The sequence below is a fragment of the Rhodobacter capsulatus genome (assembly GCF_003254295.1).
Classification (GTDB): domain Bacteria; phylum Pseudomonadota; class Alphaproteobacteria; order Rhodobacterales; family Rhodobacteraceae; genus Rhodobacter; species Rhodobacter capsulatus.
Map to the genome: position 1 here is coordinate 101277 of NZ_QKZO01000005.1, position 17665 is coordinate 118941.

Consider the following 17665-nt stretch of genomic DNA (forward strand, 5'->3'; position numbering starts at 1 on the left):
GCAATGGGGTTGTTAACAAAGGCGCAAAGCGGCAGGCGGAGGGCAAGATGATCGAGGTGAAATCGACGGACGGCATCTGGACGGTGACGATCAACCGGCCGGAGAAGGCGAATTCGCTGACCCGGGGGATGCTCTCCGACATCGCGGATGCGGCCGAGGCGGCCGGGCGGGCCGAGGCGCATGCGCTTGTGTTGCGCGGCACCGGCAAGGTGTTCTCGGCGGGCGCCGATCTGGACGAGGCGCGGGCAGGGCTGGCCACCGATTCGGTCTGGGAACGGCTGTCGGGCGCGGTTGCGGCGCTGCCCTGTCTGACCGTCGCGGCGCTGAACGGCACCCTGGCCGGGGGCGCGATGGGGATGGCGCTGGCTTGCGATCTGCGGATTTCCGTGCCGCAGGCGAAGATCTTTTATCCGGTGATGAAGCTGGGCTTCCTGCCGCAGCCCTCGGACCCGAAGCGGCTTGCGGCGCTGATCGGCCCGTCGCGGGCGAAGATGATCCTGATGGCCGGACAGAAGATCGAGGCCGAGGAGGCGCTTGCCTGGGGGCTGATCGACCGGATCGTCGCCCCCGAGGCGATGGACGAGACCCTGGCCGCGCTGCTTGCCGATGCGACCGCCGCGAGACCCGCCCTTGTGGCCTCTATCAAGGCCTTGATCTGACTTACAGGTACAAGCTTTCCTTGCGGAAATGCCGGACCAGCATGTAATAGATCACCGCGCGATATTTGCGCGGTTCCGAGCGGCCATAGGTCTCGATCGCGGCATCGATCGCATCCTCCAGATCGGGGCCCTCGGGCAGGCCCAGCTTCCGGATCAGGAAATTGCGCCGGATCTGATCGATCTCGGATTTCTGCGTCGCGGCAACGATCTCGGCATCGGGGTCATAGATCGCTGGTCCGCAACCGATGGTGACTTTCTCCAGCAGCGCCATGTCGGGCGTGATCCCGCATTTGCCCTGCAGATCCTCGGCGTATTTCGCGATCAAGGTGTCCCGTTTGCCCATCTTTGCGTCTCCCGTGTCGGCGCGCTGCGTTCCGGGCTGCAGCCTAGGCGCGCGCGCGCCTTGAAACAAAGGGAATCCCCGCAACCGGACGGGCGGCGGCGCGTCTTTGCCGATGCGGCAGGGTGCAAACGAAAGCGGGGCCCGAAGGCCCCGCAATCTGCCGGGAAAGGCAGGATCAGTAGCGGTAATGGTCCGACTTGAACGGGCCTTCGACGGTGACGCCGATGTAATCCGCCTGATCGGGACGCAGCGTGGTCAGTTTCACGCCGATCTTCTTCAGATGCAGACGCGCCACCTTTTCATCGAGCGATTTCGGCAGGATGTAGACGCCCGGCTGATACTCGGCGCCCTTGGTCCAAAGCTCGATCTGCGCCAGAACCTGGTTGGTGAAGCTGGCCGACATCACGAAGCTGGGGTGGCCGGTGGCATTGCCAAGGTTCAGCAGGCGGCCTTCGGACAGAAGGATGATCCGCGCGCCCGAGGGCATCTCGATCATGTCCACCTGGTCCTTGATGTTGGTCCATTTGTGGTTCTTCAGCGCCGCGACCTGAATTTCGTTGTCGAAATGGCCGATGTTGCCGACGATGGCCATGTCCTTCATCTCGCGCATGTGCTCGATGCGGATCACGTCCTTGTTGCCGGTGGTGGTGATGAAGATGTCGGCGTCGGCGACCACGTCTTCCAGCACGACGACTTCATAGCCGTCCATCGCGGCTTGCAGCGCGCAGATCGGATCGACCTCGGTCACTTTCACCCGGGCGCCCGCGCCGCGCAGCGAGGCAGCCGAGCCCTTGCCGACGTCGCCATACCCGCAGACGACGGCGACCTTGCCCGCCATCATCGTATCGGTGGCGCGACGGATACCGTCGACGAGCGATTCCTTGCAGCCGTATTTGTTGTCGAATTTCGACTTGGTGACCGAGTCATTGACGTTGATCGCCGGGAAGGGCAGCTGCCCCTTCTTGTGCAGGTCGTAAAGACGATGCACGCCCGTCGTGGTTTCCTCGGACACGCCCTTGATCGCGGCGCGCTGCTGGGTGAACCAGCCGGGGGTTTCCACCATGCGCTTTTTGATCTGGTTGAACAGGCAGACTTCCTCTTCCGAGGTCGGCGTGGCGATCAGATCGGTTTCGCCGGCTTCGACGCGGGCGCCAAGCAGGATGTAGAGCGTCGCATCGCCGCCATCATCCAGGATCATGTTGCAGGTGCCTTCCGGAAACTGGAAGATCTTGTCCGTATAGGCCCAATATTCTTCCAGCGTCTCGCCCTTGACGGCAAAGACCGGCGTGCCGCCCGCGGCGATGGCGGCGGCGGCGTGATCCTGGGTCGAGAAGATGTTGCACGAGGCCCAACGGACATCGGCCCCCAGCGCCTTGAGCGTTTCGATCAGCACCGCGGTCTGGATCGTCATGTGCAGCGAACCGGCGATGCGGGCGCCTTTCAGCGGCTGGCTTTTGCCGAATTCCTCGCGGCAGGCCATCAGGCCCGGCATTTCGGTTTCGGCAATATCCAGTTCCTTGCGGCCGAAATCAGCCAGCTTGATATCCTTGACGATGTAATCGGCCATCGGGCGCTCCTCGAATTTCAGTCGGGGGTTGCATAGCATCTTGAGCCCCGTGGCGCAACGAAGCGCACCTGCGACGTTTACAGTCCCTTTCGCTTTGGCTAGCAGGGGGTAAACGGGAGACTTCGATGAAACGGGCGTGGCAGAGGATGCTTTCGGGGCGCAGGCTGGACCTGCTCGACCCGACGCCGATGGACATCGAGATCGAGGATATCGCCCACGGCCTCGCCTTTGTCGCGCGCTGGAACGGTCAGACGACGGGGGATTACGCCTATTCGGTGGCGGAACATTCGCTGCTGGTCGAGGAACTTTTTGCCCGTGCCAATCCCGGCATCGGCGAGCGTTGGCGGCTGGCGGCCTTGTTGCATGATGCGCCCGAATATGTGCTGGGCGACATGATCACCCCGGTCAAGGCGGCGATCGGCAAGGGCTATGGCGAGCTGGATGACCGGCTGACGGCCGCGGTGCATCTGCGCTTCGGCCTGCCAGGCGTTCTGCCCGCCCCGATCAAACGCGCGATCAAGGCGGCGGACAAGGTTTCGGCGCGGCTCGAGGCCGAACAAATCGCGGGATTTTCAACGGCCGAGGCGGACAGGATCTTCGGAAAGCCCGATCCTGTCCTTGTGCGGGGTCTGGCGATCCGCCTGCGTCCCCCGCCCGAGGTGCGCGCAGCATTTACCGCGCGTCACCATGCCCTGCTGAGCGCTCTCAGCGGTTGAACTTGTATTCGCCAGCGTTGCGGGCGCGGGGGGCATAGCCACCCATGGCAAGGGCCATCACTTCTCCAAGAATCCGGAACATCGCGGATCTCCTTTTCTCTCTGTCCCTCTTCAATGCCTTGACGCGGGCAGCAAGGCGAGTCAGGAATTTTTCCACAGGTGATAGGTGAGCTAACAGATGAGCGAAATCGACTGGCGCAAGATGCCGCCGCTGACAGCCCTGCGCGCCTTTGCCGCAACGGCAAGCGAGGGGGGCTTCAGTGCTGCGGCTCGCAAGCTGAATGTGACCCACGCTGCGATTGCGCAACAAGTCCGCGCGCTGGAGACCGATCTTGACGTGCCGCTGGTCTGGCGGGACGGCAAGCATCTGCACCTGACCCCCGAGGGCGAGCGCTTTGCCAAGGCGCTGGCGGACGGGTTTTCGATGATACAATCGGCGGCGGAAATGCTGCGCGCCGACACCAGCGAAAAGGCGCTTTCGGTGACGGTGCCGCCGGTCTTCGCCTCGGAATGGCTGATGCCGCGGCTGGCGCGGTTCTGGAAGCGGCACCCCGATATTCCGCTGTCGCTTTTGCCCGATGCGCGGCTGGTCGATCTGAAGGAAATCGGCGCGAATATCGGCATTCGGTTTGGCGTCGGCAAATGGCCCGGGGTGATTTCCGAGTTTCTGACCGCTGCCCCTCAGGTTGTGGTGGCGGCGCCGGAATTGCTGGGCGGGCGAAAAAAACTGTCCTTGCGGGAAATGGCGATGCTGCCCTGGGTGCGCGAGGGCGATTGGCCGGAACAGATGCAATTGCTGGAATCGATGGGGCTGGTTCCGGCGGCGCTGAAATTCGTCGATTTTCCGAACGAGGAATTGGCACTGGCCGCCGCCCGTGAAGGGATCGGTCTGCATCTGGAAACCGAGGCGCTGATCGTCGAGGATCTGAAACTCGGCTGGCTGGTGAAAATCCACGAGCTGACCGAGGAAAGCCTGGGTTATTACATTGTCAGGCCGCCGGGTCGGTTGAACCCGGCGGCCAAGATTTTCATCGACTGGTTGAAGGCCGAGGCCTGATCAGATCGTCAGATCTTCCAGCGACTTGCCCGAAGCCAGCGCGGCTTCGACCCATTTCGGCTTGCGGCCGCGACCGGTCCAGGTTTCGACCGGATTTGCGGGGTTGGCATATTTCGCGGCAACGGTCTTGCGCGGTTTCGCCTCGACCATGGTCAGGATTTCAGTCAGCGGATAGCCCATCTTGCGCGCGATCTCGTCGAGTTCGGCGTAGGCTTCCTTTTTCTTGCGTTCTTCGTAGGTGACGATCGCACGGTCGACCTTGGACCGCAGCGCCTTGAGTTCGTTGAGAGAAAGCGCGTCGATATCCATGAAAACCTCCAGTGAGTGGTTTTATGGATATCGAATATTACGGTCGCGCAATCAAGATTTATTTTTTAGCGCGGACTGCGTTTCGCCAAAATCCGCTGCAGCGTGCGACGGTGCATATTCAGACGCCGTGCCGTTTCCGAAACATTGCGGTCACAAAGCTCGTAAACGCGCTGGATATGTTCCCACCGCACGCGGTCGGCGCTCATCGGATTTTCCGGCGGCGGCGGCAGGGCTTCACCTTTGGCCAGAAGCGCATTGGTGATGTCATTCGCATCGGCCGGTTTCGACAGATAATCCGTCGCGCCCATTTTCACCGCCGCAACGGCGGTGGCAATGGCGCCATAACCGGTCAGCACGACGATCCGTGCCTCGGGGCGGCGTTCGCGCAGGGCTTCCACCACTTCCAGACCGTTGCCGTCTTCCAGACGCAGGTCGATCACCGCATAGGCCGGTGCCCGGTTCTGCACGATCGCCTTGCCGGCCGAGACCGTTTCGGCAATTTCCGTCTGAAACCCGCGCTTTTCCATCGCGCGCGCAAGGCGGGTCAGGAACGCATTATCGTCATCGACCAGAAGCAGCGACCTGTCGCTTCCGAGTTCGGCGAATTCTTCTTCGGCCATGGCTCCCCCCTTTCACCCTCTTTTTCGGTTCTAAAGCTATATTTTGCGCTGGTCAATTTCCGTTGCCCGCCGCGGGGTTTTCCCCGGGGGTCTGCAGCGCGTCAAGGAAGCATCCGACACTTTCGGCCACCATTTCCGGTGTGGCATCGCGATCATAGAAATCGAGAAAGCCAAGCTTCGGATCCATCAGATAGGTCTGGGTCGAATGATCGACCAGCGTCGCCGGATCGCCGGGATTGCGGATCAGGTAATAGGCCCGATAGGCCCGCACCGCCGCGTCGATCTGTTCCGGCGTGCCGGTCAGGCCGATCATCTTCGGGCTCATCAGATCGGTGAATTCCGTCAGCACGGGCGGCGTATCCCGCGCGGCATCGACCGAAATGAACACCGGCGTCACCTCATGACCGCGTTCGGCCAGAAGATCGACGGCGGCGGCATTGCGGGTGCTGTCGATCGGGCAGACATCCGGGCAATAGGTGTAGCCGAAGTAGACAAGGCTGGGCCGGGCGATCACGTCGCGGTCGGTCACGGGGACGCCGGTTTCCGAAACCAGCGTGAACGGGCCGCCGATCTGCGCCGAGGCGCTGCCGGTGCCCTTGCGGCACTGCGCGAAGCGGTCCGTCTGCGCGGGGAGGAAGGACACGGCGGCAGAGATGCCAACCACGACGACGACGGCTGCCGTGGCAGCCAGCGCGGCGGTCTTGCTCGAAACGTTCATCGCCTCTCCTTCACGTGCTGGAGATTGATTGCGCAGCGCAACGGGAATATCAAGGGGTTGCGGTAAGGGTGAGGCGGTGGGGACGACGATGGCAGATATGATGAGGGCTGTCGACCGGCCGGAATTCGACATGTCGGCAAGTTTGAGCCATCAGGAATGGGTCCGGCTGCGGACGCTGATCCTGTTGCGCTGGGCCGCGGTGGTCGGTCAGCTGGCGGCGCTGATTGCGGCTTATGGCTATTACGACATCGCGTTGAACCTGCCGATGTGCATCGGCACGATCGGTTTCGCGGTCGCCGCCAACATCGCGGCGATCTATCTTTACCCGGAATCCCGGCGGCTGTCGCAGGCCGAGGTGACGGCGACGCTGCTGTTCGACACCGCACAGCTGGCGCTGTTGCTGTCACTGACCGGCGGGCTGAACAACCCCTTCGCGCTGTTGATCCTGGTGCCGGTGACGATTGCCGCGACGGCGCTGAAGCTGCGGCCGACGCTGCTGCTGGGCGGCGCGACGATCGCGATGATCACCTTTGTCGCCGTTTTCAACGAGCCGCTGCAGACCCGCGACGGCGGCTATATCGGCGTGCCGCCGATGATCGAATTCGGCTCCTGGGTGGCGATCGTGATCGGGGTGATCTTCCTTGGCGCCTATGCGCACCGGATCGCGCAGGAGATCCATTCGATGTCTGATGCGCTGTTTGCCACGCAAATGGCGCTCTCGCGCGAGCAGAAACTGACCGATCTGGGCGGGGTTGTGGCGGCGGCGGCGCATGAGCTGGGCACGCCGCTTGCGACGATCAAGCTGGTCTCGACCGAACTGGCCGAGGAGCTGATCGACGATCCCGAATTGCATGACGATGCGGTGCTGATCCGTGAACAGGCCGAACGCTGCCGCGACATCCTGCGCTCGATGGGGCGGGCGGGCAAGGATGATGTGCATCTGCGCACGGCGCCGCTGCTCGCCGTGCTGCGCGAGGCCGCCGAGCCGCATCTGGACCGTGGCAAGATGATCTATTTCGACGTCGTCCCGGGCGAGGGCGGCTCGGATCGGCAACCGACGATCTATCGCTATCCCGAGCTTGTGCATGCGCTGCGCAACCTGATCCAGAACGCCGTCGATTTCGCGCAGACCACGGTCTGGGTCGATGCGGAATGGACCGACCGCAGTATCATCGTGCGCGTCACCGACGACGGCCGCGGCTATTCGCCCAATGTTCTCAACCGCATCGGCGATCCCTTCATCTCGACCCGCTCGGCCGAGCGCAAGGAATACGAGGGCATGGGGTTGGGGCTGTTCATCGCCAAGACGCTGCTGGAGCGCACCGGGGCGAAGCTGCGATTCGCCAACGGTTCCGAGCCCTATCAGAAGAATGCCCCGGTGCCGCGGCGCTCTGGCGCGGTGGTGGAGCTACGCTGGCACATCGGCCGTCTGATCGCCCCCGAAACCGGGCCTCTGGGCGAGAATGTTCCGATCACCGCCTGATGATCACAATCGTTCGTTAACTTAACGGCACATTAACCTTTATTCATCAATCATGACTGCGGGACAGGCGAGAGGGCTGCAGTCATGCAGATTGAGATTTTCCAGGCGATACTGATCGTCGCGACCTCGGTCGGATCGGCGCTTCTGGCTTTGCTGTTGCTGAGCGTGCTTTCGACGCGCAAGACCGGGCCGGATGCAAGGGTGGCGACACATCCGGTTCTGGAACAGACGGTGTTCCTGTTTGACGATCAGGATCTGGTCGATGCGACCGGCCCGGCGCGGGCGCTGCTGGAGGCCTCGCCGATGGCTCTGTCGGATTGGGCGCGGTTCCTTGCCTTTGTCGCGCCGCGGTTCGACGGCTTCGAGGCCGCGATGCTGACCCTGGCCGAACGCGGCCGGATCGAGCTGGTGTCGAAACCCGAAGAAGGGCGGCGGACGCAGATCAAGCTGATCGCCGAAGAGGTGAATGGCCTGGCGCGACTCACCCTCATCGATCCCGAGGCCGAGGGCCGCGGCGTTCTGGTCGACGGGTTGTCGCAACGCGCGCTGGAAGACGAGCTGGACCTGATGCGGCTGACGCTGGACCGGGCGCCGACGCTGGTCTGGCGCGAGGACGAGACCGGCACGATCACCTGGGCGAACCGCGCCTATGTGCTGCGCTCGGGTGCCTTTTCCGAAACCGAGGAGGCGATGCTCTGGCCCTTGCCGCGGTTGTTCCAGATCGATGAAAACGCCCGTCACACCGGACCGCGGCGGCTGCGCCTCGATGATGGCGATCAACGGGCGGCCTGGTTCGATTGCCATTCCTTCCCGATGGACAAGGGCGCGCTGCATTTCGCCTTGCCGGCCGATTCGACCGTGCGGGCGGAAAAGGCGCTGCGCGATTTCGTGCAGACGCTGACCAAGACCTTTGCCGATCTGCCGATCGGTCTGGCGATCTTTGACCGGTCGCGGCAGTTGCAGCTGTTCAACCCGGCGCTGATCGATCTGACCCAGCTTGGCACGGATTTCCTGTCGAACCGGCCGACGCTTTACGCCTTTCTCGACCGTCTGCGCGAGGCGCGGATGATGCCCGAGCCGAAGGATTATCGCAGCTGGCGGCTGAAGATGACCGAACTGGAACAGGCCGCCGCCGCGGGCTTCCATTCCGAAACCTGGATGCTGCCCTCGGGTCAGACCTACCGCGTCACCGGCCGTCCGCATCCCGATGGCGCCGTGGCCTTTCTGTTCGAGGATATCTCCTCGGAAGTGTCGTTGACCCGCCGCTTCCGGGCGGAACTGGAGCAGGGCCAGGAAATCCTCGACATGATGAGCGAGGCGGTGGCGGTGTTCCAACCTTCGGGCGAGTTGACAGCCTCGAACGCGGCCTATGACCGGCTTTGGGGCGTGGAAACCGATACCTCGCTGCGTCGCACCACCATTCTGGATGCGGTCCGGCTGTGGCAGGGCAAATGCGATGCCTCCGACATCTGGGCCACGGCGCGGGGGTTCAACAACCGCATCGGCCAGCGATCGCTGATCGAGGGAACGGTGCGGCGTCGCGAAGACGGCATGATGATCGGCTGCCGCTTCGCGCCGATGACCGGCGGGGCGATGATGGCCAGTTTCCTGCCCAGAGGCGTCGTGACCCTGGATCCGCCCAGCCGGGCGAACTTCGACGAGGAGCGTCCGGTGAAGGTTCTGGCCAGTTAAGGGGCTTGCCGCGGGGGGCAGGGCCGCTAGAGTGCGGCCATGCAAAACGCCCCCGTTCTTCTGTCTCTCGATCTGCCCGATGCCGATGCCACCGAAAGTTTCGGGATCGCGATGGCCCGGCTTTTACGGGCCGGGGACGTGCTGTTGCTCGACGGTCCGATCGGCGCGGGCAAGACCCATTTCGCCCGCGCGCTGATCCGCGCCCGGCTGGGGAGGGCCGAAGACGTGCCCTCGCCCACCTTTACCCTGGTGCAGGTCTATGACGCCGATCCCGAGATCTGGCATGCCGATCTTTACCGCCTGACCCATCCAGATGAGGCTATCGAACTCGGTCTGGAGGAGGCCTTTGACGCCGCGATCTGCCTGATCGAATGGCCCGAACGTCTGGGCGATCTGGCGCCCGAAAAGGCTCTGTTGCTGCAGTTTTCGCTGCTTGACGCCGGTGCATCGCGGCGGGTTCTGTTGCGCGGCGCGGCCGAATGGGCGCCGCGTCTGACGGCTTTCGGGCAGGTCTGACATGGCCGCGACCGAGCCCGAAATCTCCGCCTTCCTGACCCGTTTCGGCTGGGCCGAGGCCGCGCGCCGCCCCCTCGCCGGGGATGCTTCGGCCCGCCGGTATGAGCGGCTGCATCGCAGCGACACCACCGCCGTTCTGATGATCGCCCCGCCGGGCGAGGAAATGCGGCGGTTTCAACGCATCGACGCCTGGCTGCTGGCGCAGGGCTATTCCGCACCGCGGATTTTCGGTCTCGACACTGATACCGGGCTGATGCTGCTTGAAGATTTCGGCGACGATCAGCTTGCCCGGCTGTTGCGGCAAGATCCCCAAGCCGAGCCCGGGCACTACGCCGCGATCACCGATTTCCTGCTCGATCTGCACCGCCTGCCGCCGCCAGACTTCGTTCCCCGCCTTGATGCGACGGGTCTTGGCGCGCTCGTGTCGCTGGCCCGTGACTGGTATCCGCTTGGCGACGCCGCCGCGGCCGAGGCGATCACGCCCCTTGTCACCCGCCTGTGCGAGGACCTTGCGCCGCTGCCGCCGGTTCTGTCGCTGCGCGATTTCCACGCCGAAAACGTGATCTGGTTGCCCGAACGCCGTGGCGCCGCGCGTCTGGGCCTGCTCGACTTTCAGGATGCCGTTGCCACCCATCCGGCTTACGACCTCGTCTCCGCGCTGCAAGACGCCCGCCGCGACGTCTCGCCCGCCATCATTGCCGCCGAACTGCACCGTTACGCCGCCGGGCGCGGGCTGGATGCGGCGGACCTCGGGCAGGCCTTCGCCGTGGTCGGGGCGCAACGGGCGCTGCGCATCCTTGGCATCTTCGCGCGGCTCTGTCTCGCGGGGGGCAAGCCCGGTTACGTCGATCTGATCCCGCGGGTCTGGGGCCAGTTGCAGCGCAATCTGGCCCACGACACCCTTGCGCCGCTGCGCGCGGTGGTGACACAAGCGCTGCTGCCGCCCGATGCGGCGCTTCTGGAAAGGATGAGACGGCAATGCGGTCAACACCCGATGCGTTGATGCTTTTCGCGGCCGGTCTTGGCACGCGGATGCGCGAATTGACCCTGCACCGGCCGAAACCGCTGCTGGAGGTGGCCGGCAGGCCGCTCCTGGACCATGCGCTCGATCTGGCGCGGGCGGCGGGGGTCGGACGCATCGTTGCCAATGCGCATTACCGCGCCGATCAGATCCTTGCGCATCTGGCCGGAACCGGGGTCCGTGTTTCGGACGAAACCGATCTTCTGCTGGAAACGGGCGGCGGGCTGCGCAAGGCCCTGCCGCTTCTTGGTCCCGGGCCGGTTTTCACCCTCAACACCGATGCGGTCTGGACCGGACCGAATGTGCTCGGCGCGCTGTCCCGGGCCTGGGACGGCGATCGGATGTCCGCCCTTCTGGCGCTTGTCCCGCGCGAGGCGGCGTTGGGATACACCGGCGCCGGGGATTTCGCGCTGGCGCCCGATGGCCGGATCAGCCGCGGCACGGGCTATGTCTATACCGGGGCGCAAATCATCGATCCGGCCGGAATAGAGACGATTCCGGACCCGGTCTTTTCGCTCAATCTGCTCTGGAACCGGATCCTGTCCGAGGGGCGCGCTTATGGCGTGGTGCATCCCGGCGGCTGGTGTGACGTCGGCCGCCCCGAGTGCATTTCGCTGGCCGAGGGGCTTTTGTCAGATGCCGCTCGCTGAACCGCATGTCTTCGCCCTGCCGCCCGGCGTCGATTTCGCGCGCGACCTGGTGCGGGGCCTTGTCCATCGGATGCGGGATGAACCGCCCGAGGCGATGGCCCGGGTGCGGCTGATCCTCAACGCCGGGCGGATGAGCCGACGTGTCCGCGAGGAATTCGACAGCCTTGGCACCCGCTTTCTGCCCCGGATCGAGCTGATTTCGGATCTGGCCCGGCTGCCGATGCCCGGGCTGCCCGCGCCGGTGCCCGCGCTGCGCCGCAAGCTGGAACTGGCCTGTCTGGTGGATCGGCTCGCCCGGGGGCTGCCCGGCTTCGAGACCGGATCCGGCGTCTTCAGCCTGACCGACAGCCTGCTGGCCCTGCTGGCCGAGATGCAAAGCGAAGGCGTGCATCCCGAGGTTTTCGAACGGCTCGACATTCAGGCCTCGCATGCGGAACATTGGCGGCAAAGCCTCGCCTTCATCCGTATCGTGGCACGCTATTTCGAGACCGAACTTGACACCGAGGGGCGGCAACGGCGTGTCGTCGAGACGATGGCGCGGATCTGGGCCGAAAATCCGACCGAGGACCGCGTCATCCTGGCCGGTTCCACCGGTTCACGCGGGGCGACGCGGCTTCTGATGCAGGCGGTCGCCGCTTTGCCGCGGGGCGTTCTCGTCTTGCCCGGCTTCGATTTCGACATGCCCGAGATGGCATGGAACAGTCTCTGTTCCGGCCCAATTCCGAGCGAGGATCACCCGCAATTTCGTTTTCGCGCCTTGCTGGACGGGCTTTCGCTTGCGCCCGCTCAGGTGGCCCGCTGGACCGAAACGCCGCCGGAGGCGCCCGGGCGCAATGCGCTGGTCTCGCTGGCGCTGCGGCCCGCGCCGGTCACCGATCAATGGATGCGCGAGGGGCAGGCCTTCTCGGATCTGCCCGCCGCCTGCGCACAGATGACGCTGATCGAGGCCGCCGATCCGCGGCAGGAGTCGCTGGCGATTGCGCTGGTTCTGCGTGAGGCGGTGTTCCGGGGGAAAAAGGCGGCTCTGATCAGCCCGGACCGCATGTTGACCCGTCGCGTCGCGGCCGCATTGGACCGCTGGTCGATTGTTCCCGACGATTCCGCCGGTCAACCGCTGCAGCTGACTGCGCCCGGCCGTCTGATCCGGCATCTTGCGCGGCTGCTCGGGCGCAAGATCTCTATGGAAAGCCTGCTTGTCATCCTCAAGCATCCTTTGGTGGCGACAGGGTCGGCGCTGCGCGGGGCGCATTTGCGGCTGACGCGGGAATTCGAACTGTCTTTGCGTCGCAAGGGCCCCGCCTTTCCGGATGCCGAAGCTGTGCGGAGCTGGGGCGGAACCGCAGATCCCGAGCGCCAGCAATGGTGCCACTGGCTGGCGGCCCTGATCGACGCGGTTCCTGGCGGTGGAAATCAACCGATTTCAGCATGGTCAGAGACGCTTTTTGGCCTTCTCGACGGCTTTGCCGCGGGGCCGGGCGGCACCGTCGCGGCAAGCGAACTCTGGTTGGGCGAGGCCGGTCAGGCGGCGTTTCGAACTCTCGCGGATCTTGCCGCACAAGACGAAACCGGCCTTTGCGTGAGTTCCGCGAATTTCGCCGATCTGATCGACACGCTTTTGCAAGAGGGTCAGGTGCGCTCGACCCTTGCGGCGCATCCGCTTGTGACTTTTCTGGGCACGCTCGAGGCGCGGGCGCATGGGGCCGAGGTGGTCATTCTTGCCGGTCTGAATGAAAAAAGCTGGCCCGAGGCGCCGTCGCCCGATCCCTGGCTCAGCCGGAAAATGCGGCTTGACGCGGGTCTTTTGTTGCCGGAACGTCAGATCGGCCTGTCCGCGCATGACTTCCAGCAGGCGATTGCGGCGCCCGAAGTCGTGCTGTCGCGCGCGCGTCGTGACAGCGAGGCGGAAACCGTGCCGTCGCGCTGGTTGAACCGGTTGCTCAATCTTGCGGGGGGGCTGACCGCGGCGCAAGGCCCCGAGGCGCTGGCGCAGATGCGGGCGCGGGGGCAGCGGTTTCTTGACCTGGCCTCCCAGCTTGATCTGCCCCTGGAACGCGTGGCGCCCGCAGCCCGGCCCGCGCCCTGTCCTCCGGCCGAAGCGCGTCCGCGCAAGCTTCCCGTGACCGCGATCAAGACGCTGATCCGCGATCCCTATGCGATCTATGCCGCGCGAATCCTGCGCCTGCGCCCGCTGGATCCGTTGAAACCCGGTCCGGATCCGCGTCTGCGCGGCGAGGCCCTGCATCGTGTCGTCGAGCTGTTCGTCGAGAGGTTCGATCCGGCAATCAGTCTCGAACAAAGCCAAATACACCTCTCCGACCTTGCCGAGACGGTGTTGCAGGAGATGATCCCCTGGCCTTCGACGCAACGGCTTTGGCTGCACCGGCTGCTGAGGATCGCCCCGCAGCTGGTCGCGCAGGAAGCGCAGCGGCGCGCGGAGGCGACGCCGGCGGTGATCGAGACCTCGGCCTCGATCGAGCTTGGTCCGCCGGGGTTCACCTTGACGGCGCGGCCGGATCGCATCGATCTGCACGATGACGGCACGGCGCATGTTTACGATTACAAATCCGGCTCCCCCCCGAAAGAGGCCGAGGTCCGGCATTTCGACAAGCAGCTGTTGCTGGAAGCGGCGATGATCGAACGCGGCGCCTTTGCCCAGATCGGGCCGCGGCAGGTTGCGGGGATGAGCTATGTGCATCTGGGCGGCAGCGGCGAATGTCGCATGCTGGCCCTTGGTCGCGACGATGTCGAGCAGACCTGGACCCGGCTGCAGGGGCTCATCGCGCGCTATCTTGAACGGTCGCAGGGCTTCGCCGCCCGGCGGGCGATGCAGATGAGCCGCGACATCGGGGATTATGACCACCTGTCCCGCTTCGGCGAATGGGATATCACCGATGTGCCGGTTCCGGAGGATGTGGGATGACCCAGCGTAACCCCGCCAGCGAACGGCAGGTTCAGGCCGCCGATCCTGCGGCTTCGACCTGGCTGGCCGCCAATGCCGGATCGGGCAAGACCAAGGTGCTGACCGATCGGGTCGCAAGGCTGCTTTTGGCCGGAACAGAGCCGCAAAAAGTTCTGTGCCTGACCTATACCAAGGCCGCCGCGGCCGAGATGCAGAACCGGCTTTTGAAGCGTCTTGGCGACTGGGCGATGCTGCCCGATGCCGATCTGCGGGCGCAACTTGCGGCTTTGGGCGAGTGTGGACCGCTGGACGGGGAAAGCCTTGCCCGGGCGCGGCGGCTTTTCGCGCAGGCGATCGAAACGCCGGGCGGGTTGAAAATCCAGACCATTCACGCCTTTTGCGGCGCCTTGTTGCGGCGGTTTCCGCTTGAAGCCGGGGTCTCGCACGGCTTTGCCGAAATTGATGACCGCACCGCCGCGCGGATGCGCGAGGAGGTTCTGGAAGAGATCGCCTCTGGCCCCGACAGGCCGGTTTTCGACCGTTTCCTGCAGGCTTTCACCGGCGCCGATCTGACCGGGATGGTCGCGGAAATCAGCCATGACAGAGACGCTTTTTCGCCGCGCGTGACCGAGACGGAGCTGCGCAGGGCGCTGGGGCTGGACCCGGATCTGCGCCTCGAGACCCTGCCCGATGCGGTCTTTCTGCCCGGCACCGATCGGGTGATTGCCGCGGCGATTCCGCTGCTGAAAACGCAATCGGCGACGATGAAAACACTGGCGGCGCAGCTGTCGCAGCTTGATCTGCTGGCGCCGGGGCCGCTGGATCTGGCGCGTCTTGCCGATCTCTGTCTCGTCAAGGATGGCAGTCGCGTGTCGTCCAAGCTTCTGACCAAAGGTGCGATCGAGGCCTTCGGTCCCGATCTTGCTGAGGACTTCCTTGAGATGGCCGAGCGGGTGCGTTGGGCGAAAGAGCAGCAAAATGCCCTTGCGGCGCTTTCCCGGACGCTGGCGCTGCAGGCCTTCGCCCGGGTTCTGCTGCCCGCATTGGCGCTGAAAAAGGCGCAGGGCGGCTGGCTCGATTTCGACGACCTGATCGACCGCGCCGGGGCGCTTTTGTCCGATCCCTCCGTGGCGCAATGGGTGCTGTTCCGGCTTGATGGCGGCATCGATCACATCCTGGTGGATGAGGCGCAGGACACCTCGCCCGGGCAATGGCGGGTGATCGAGCGGCTGGCCGACGAATTCACCTCGGGCGACGGGGCGCGGGACAGCCGCCGCACGATCTTTGTGGTGGGCGACCGCAAGCAGTCGATCTATTCCTTTCAGGGCGCCGATCTGACCCATTTCGAGGCGATGAAGAGCCTGTTTTCTGCCAAATTCGCGGCGATTTCGCGCCCGCTTCAGGATGCGGCGCTGCTGCATTCCTTCCGCTCGTCGCTGGCGATCCTGCGGCTGGTCGACCTGACCTTCCGCGGCGATCCCGCGCTGGCGCTGGGGGGGGCCCCCGAGCATCTGGCTTTTCGCGACAGCCTTCCTGGCCGGGTCGATCTTTGGCCCGTGGTGCCGAAGCCCGACAAGACCGAACCGGAGGAGTGGGACGATCCCGTCGACCGGCCCGGCGCCGATACCGCGCCTGTCGTGCTGGCCCGGGCGATTGCCGCCGAGATCCGCGCGATGGTGGATGCCGGGGTGCAGCTTCCGGGGCGCGACGGTCCGCGGCCGGTCACTGCGGGGGATTTCCTGATCCTGGTGCAACGCCGGTCCGGGCTGTTTTACGAAATCATCCTCGCCTGCAAGGCGCAGGGGCTGGAGGTTGCGGGGGCGGATCGGCTCAAGCTTGGCGGAGAGCTTGCGGTCAAGGATATCGTCTCTGTTCTGGCCTTTCTGGCCACGCCCGAGGACGATCTGTCGCTGGCCGAGGCGCTGCGATCGCCGCTGTTTGGCTGGAGCGAGGACCGGCTTTTCCGCCTGGCGCAGCCGCGCAAGGGCTATCTTTGGGCGGCGCTGCGCGAGGCGGGCGACGAGGCGACGCTGACCGTTCTGCGCGATCTTCTGGATCGGGCCGATTTCCTGCGGCCCTATGATCTGATCGAGCGGCTTCTGACCCGGCACGAGGGCCGCAAGCGGCTGGTGGCGCGGCTGGGCGCCGAGGCCGAGGAGGGGATCGACGCGCTGATCGCGCAGGCTTTGGCCTATGAACAGACCGAAGTGCCCAGCCTGACCGGCTTTCTGGTCTGGCTGGGCGCCGACGAGATCGAGATCAAGCGGCAGTCCGACAGTACCGGCACCGCGCTGCGGGTGATGACGGTGCATGGCTCGAAGGGGCTCGAGGCGCCGATCGTGATCCTGCCCGACACCGCGAAGCTGCGCAATTCGCAGCGCGGCGAGCTGCTGCTGGCCGAGGGCATCCCGTTCTGGAAATCCGCCGCGGCGACGTTGCCGCCCGTGCTGGCGCAGGCGCAGGCCGAGGTTCTGGAGCGGCAAAGGCATGAACGCTTGCGGCTGCTTTACGTGGCGATGACGCGGGCGGAGAAATGGTTGATCGTCGCCACCGCGGGCGACGAGGAGGACGGCGCCGAAAGCTGGCATCAGCTGGTGTCCGAAGGCATGAGATCGGCCGGAACAGAGACGGTTTCGGCGCTCTCGGAACCCTTGCAGGCGCTGGGCCCGGTCTTGCGGTTTGCGCATGGCGACTGGCCGGAAAATGGCACGCCGGTCGGGGCCGCCGAGGTGGTGCGGATCGATCTGCCCGATTGGGCACGGGACCGCGTTTCCGCCGTGCCGAAAGCGGCCAAGGCGCTCTCGGCGTCGGATCTGGGCGGGCCGAAGGCCTTGCCCGGGGAGACGGCGGAGCTTTCGACCGAAGCGGCGATGCTGCGCGGGCGGCAGTTGCACCTGCTGTTGGAACATCTGCCGCAAGCGCCGTCGGAAACCTGGCCGGATCTGGCGCAGTCGCTGCTTGGTTTCGGCAGTGACAGAGCCTTTCCCGACGAAATCGACGCGCTTCTGACCCGGGCGCGTCAGGTGCTGACGGCGGTCGAACAGGCCGGGTTCCTTGGCCCCGACACGCTTGCCGAAGTGGAGCTGACCGCCGAGCTGCCGGAGCTGGGCGGGCAGCGGCTGCACGGGATCATCGACCGGTTGCAGATCGGGCCCGACCGCATCCGGGTGCTGGATTACAAGTCGAACGCCGTCGTGCCGAACACCGCGGCCGAGGTGCCGCTGGGGCTGACGCGGCAGATGGCGGCCTATCGCGCGGCGCTGCGGCAGATCTATCCGGGGCGGACGGTCGAATGCTTCCTGCTTTGGACCGAGACCGGCGCGGTCATGCCGTTGGGTGACACCCTGTTGGAGGAAGCCCTGCTTTCCGCCACAGCATCTTGACGCGCGGCCGGGCCAGACCTAGCTTCCCTCAA

At 65.0% G+C, this 17665-nt stretch carries 15 protein-coding genes; 10 read left to right on the forward strand and 5 right to left on the reverse strand.

Annotated features, from left to right (window positions below):
• The first annotated feature begins 47 nt into the window (after positions 1 to 47).
• A complete protein-coding gene (locus LY44_RS08690) occupies positions 48 to 659 on the forward strand; it encodes an enoyl-CoA hydratase/isomerase family protein (protein ID WP_055210367.1) in 612 nt (203 codons plus the stop codon).
• Between the two features lies 1 nt (position 660).
• On the opposite strand, the gene LY44_RS08695 is transcribed toward LY44_RS08690, so the two are convergent.
• The gene (locus LY44_RS08695; protein WP_055210365.1) at positions 661 to 1002 is read right to left on the reverse strand and encodes a DUF2853 family protein; all 342 of its coding nucleotides are present in this window, start codon (positions 1000 to 1002) and stop codon (positions 661 to 663) included.
• Positions 1003 to 1177: 175 nt separating this feature from the next.
• Entirely contained in the window at positions 1178 to 2569 is a 1392-nt protein-coding gene (gene ahcY / locus LY44_RS08700; protein ID WP_055210363.1) for an adenosylhomocysteinase, read from the reverse strand.
• Between the two features lie 125 nt (positions 2570 to 2694).
• Here ahcY and LY44_RS08705 point away from each other — a divergent pair, with 125 nt between their 5' ends.
• Entirely contained in the window at positions 2695 to 3285 is a 591-nt protein-coding gene (locus LY44_RS08705; protein ID WP_055210360.1) for an HD domain-containing protein, read from the forward strand.
• Positions 3286 to 3463: 178 nt separating this feature from the next.
• Complete coding sequence (locus LY44_RS08710) at positions 3464 to 4342, forward strand: LysR family transcriptional regulator (RefSeq protein WP_081024456.1); 879 nt, start codon at positions 3464 to 3466, stop codon at positions 4340 to 4342.
• On the opposite strand, the gene hvrA is transcribed toward LY44_RS08710, so the two are convergent.
• The 3 genes from hvrA to senC all read right to left on the reverse strand — a co-directional run bounded on the left by hvrA (position 4343) and on the right by senC (position 5989).
• Positions 4343 to 4651 (reverse strand): trans-acting regulatory protein HvrA, encoded by a 309-nt coding sequence (hvrA, locus tag LY44_RS08715; protein ID WP_055210358.1) that lies wholly within the window; start codon positions 4649 to 4651, stop codon positions 4343 to 4345.
• A gap of 65 nt (positions 4652 to 4716) precedes the next feature.
• Positions 4717 to 5271 carry an ActR/PrrA/RegA family redox response regulator transcription factor gene (locus LY44_RS08720; RefSeq protein ID WP_013065792.1) on the reverse strand — a complete coding sequence of 185 codons (555 nt, stop codon included), beginning with the start codon at positions 5269 to 5271 and terminating at the stop codon, positions 4717 to 4719.
• Between the two features lie 52 nt (positions 5272 to 5323).
• Entirely contained in the window at positions 5324 to 5989 is a 666-nt protein-coding gene (gene senC, locus LY44_RS08725; protein WP_055210357.1) for a cbb3 -type cytochrome c oxidase assembly copper chaperone SenC, read from the reverse strand.
• A 97-nt stretch (positions 5990 to 6086) separates the two neighbouring features.
• On the opposite strand from senC, the gene regB reads away from it, so the two are divergent.
• From regB to addA, 7 genes are all read left to right on the forward strand, one after another.
• Positions 6087 to 7472, forward strand: a complete 1386-nt coding sequence (regB, locus tag LY44_RS08730) for a sensor histidine kinase RegB (protein ID WP_223230768.1) — start codon at positions 6087 to 6089, stop codon at positions 7470 to 7472.
• 84 nt (positions 7473 to 7556) lie between these two features.
• Positions 7557 to 9164, forward strand: coding sequence for a PAS-domain containing protein (locus tag LY44_RS08735; protein ID WP_055210355.1), 1608 nt, complete (start codon positions 7557 to 7559; stop codon positions 9162 to 9164).
• 39 nt (positions 9165 to 9203) lie between these two features.
• On the forward strand, positions 9204 to 9680 hold the full coding sequence (gene tsaE / locus LY44_RS08740) for a tRNA (adenosine(37)-N6)-threonylcarbamoyltransferase complex ATPase subunit type 1 TsaE (RefSeq protein ID WP_081024454.1): 477 nt from the start codon (positions 9204 to 9206) through the stop codon (positions 9678 to 9680).
• Position 9681: 1 nt separating this feature from the next.
• Positions 9682 to 10683 (forward strand): aminoglycoside phosphotransferase family protein, encoded by a 1002-nt coding sequence (locus LY44_RS08745; RefSeq protein WP_055210353.1) that lies wholly within the window; start codon positions 9682 to 9684, stop codon positions 10681 to 10683.
• The gene (locus LY44_RS08750; RefSeq protein WP_055210351.1) at positions 10659 to 11351 is read left to right on the forward strand and encodes a nucleotidyltransferase family protein; all 693 of its coding nucleotides are present in this window, start codon (positions 10659 to 10661) and stop codon (positions 11349 to 11351) included. The genes LY44_RS08745 and LY44_RS08750 overlap by 25 nt, the downstream gene beginning before the upstream one ends.
• The gene (addB, locus tag LY44_RS08755; protein ID WP_055210349.1) at positions 11338 to 14271 is read left to right on the forward strand and encodes a double-strand break repair protein AddB; all 2934 of its coding nucleotides are present in this window, start codon (positions 11338 to 11340) and stop codon (positions 14269 to 14271) included. Before LY44_RS08750 ends, addB begins: the two co-directional genes overlap by 14 nt.
• Positions 14268 to 17633 carry a double-strand break repair helicase AddA gene (addA, locus tag LY44_RS08760; RefSeq protein ID WP_055210347.1) on the forward strand — a complete coding sequence of 1122 codons (3366 nt, stop codon included), beginning with the start codon at positions 14268 to 14270 and terminating at the stop codon, positions 17631 to 17633. Before addB ends, addA begins: the two co-directional genes overlap by 4 nt.
• The last annotated feature ends 32 nt before the right edge of the window (positions 17634 to 17665 follow it).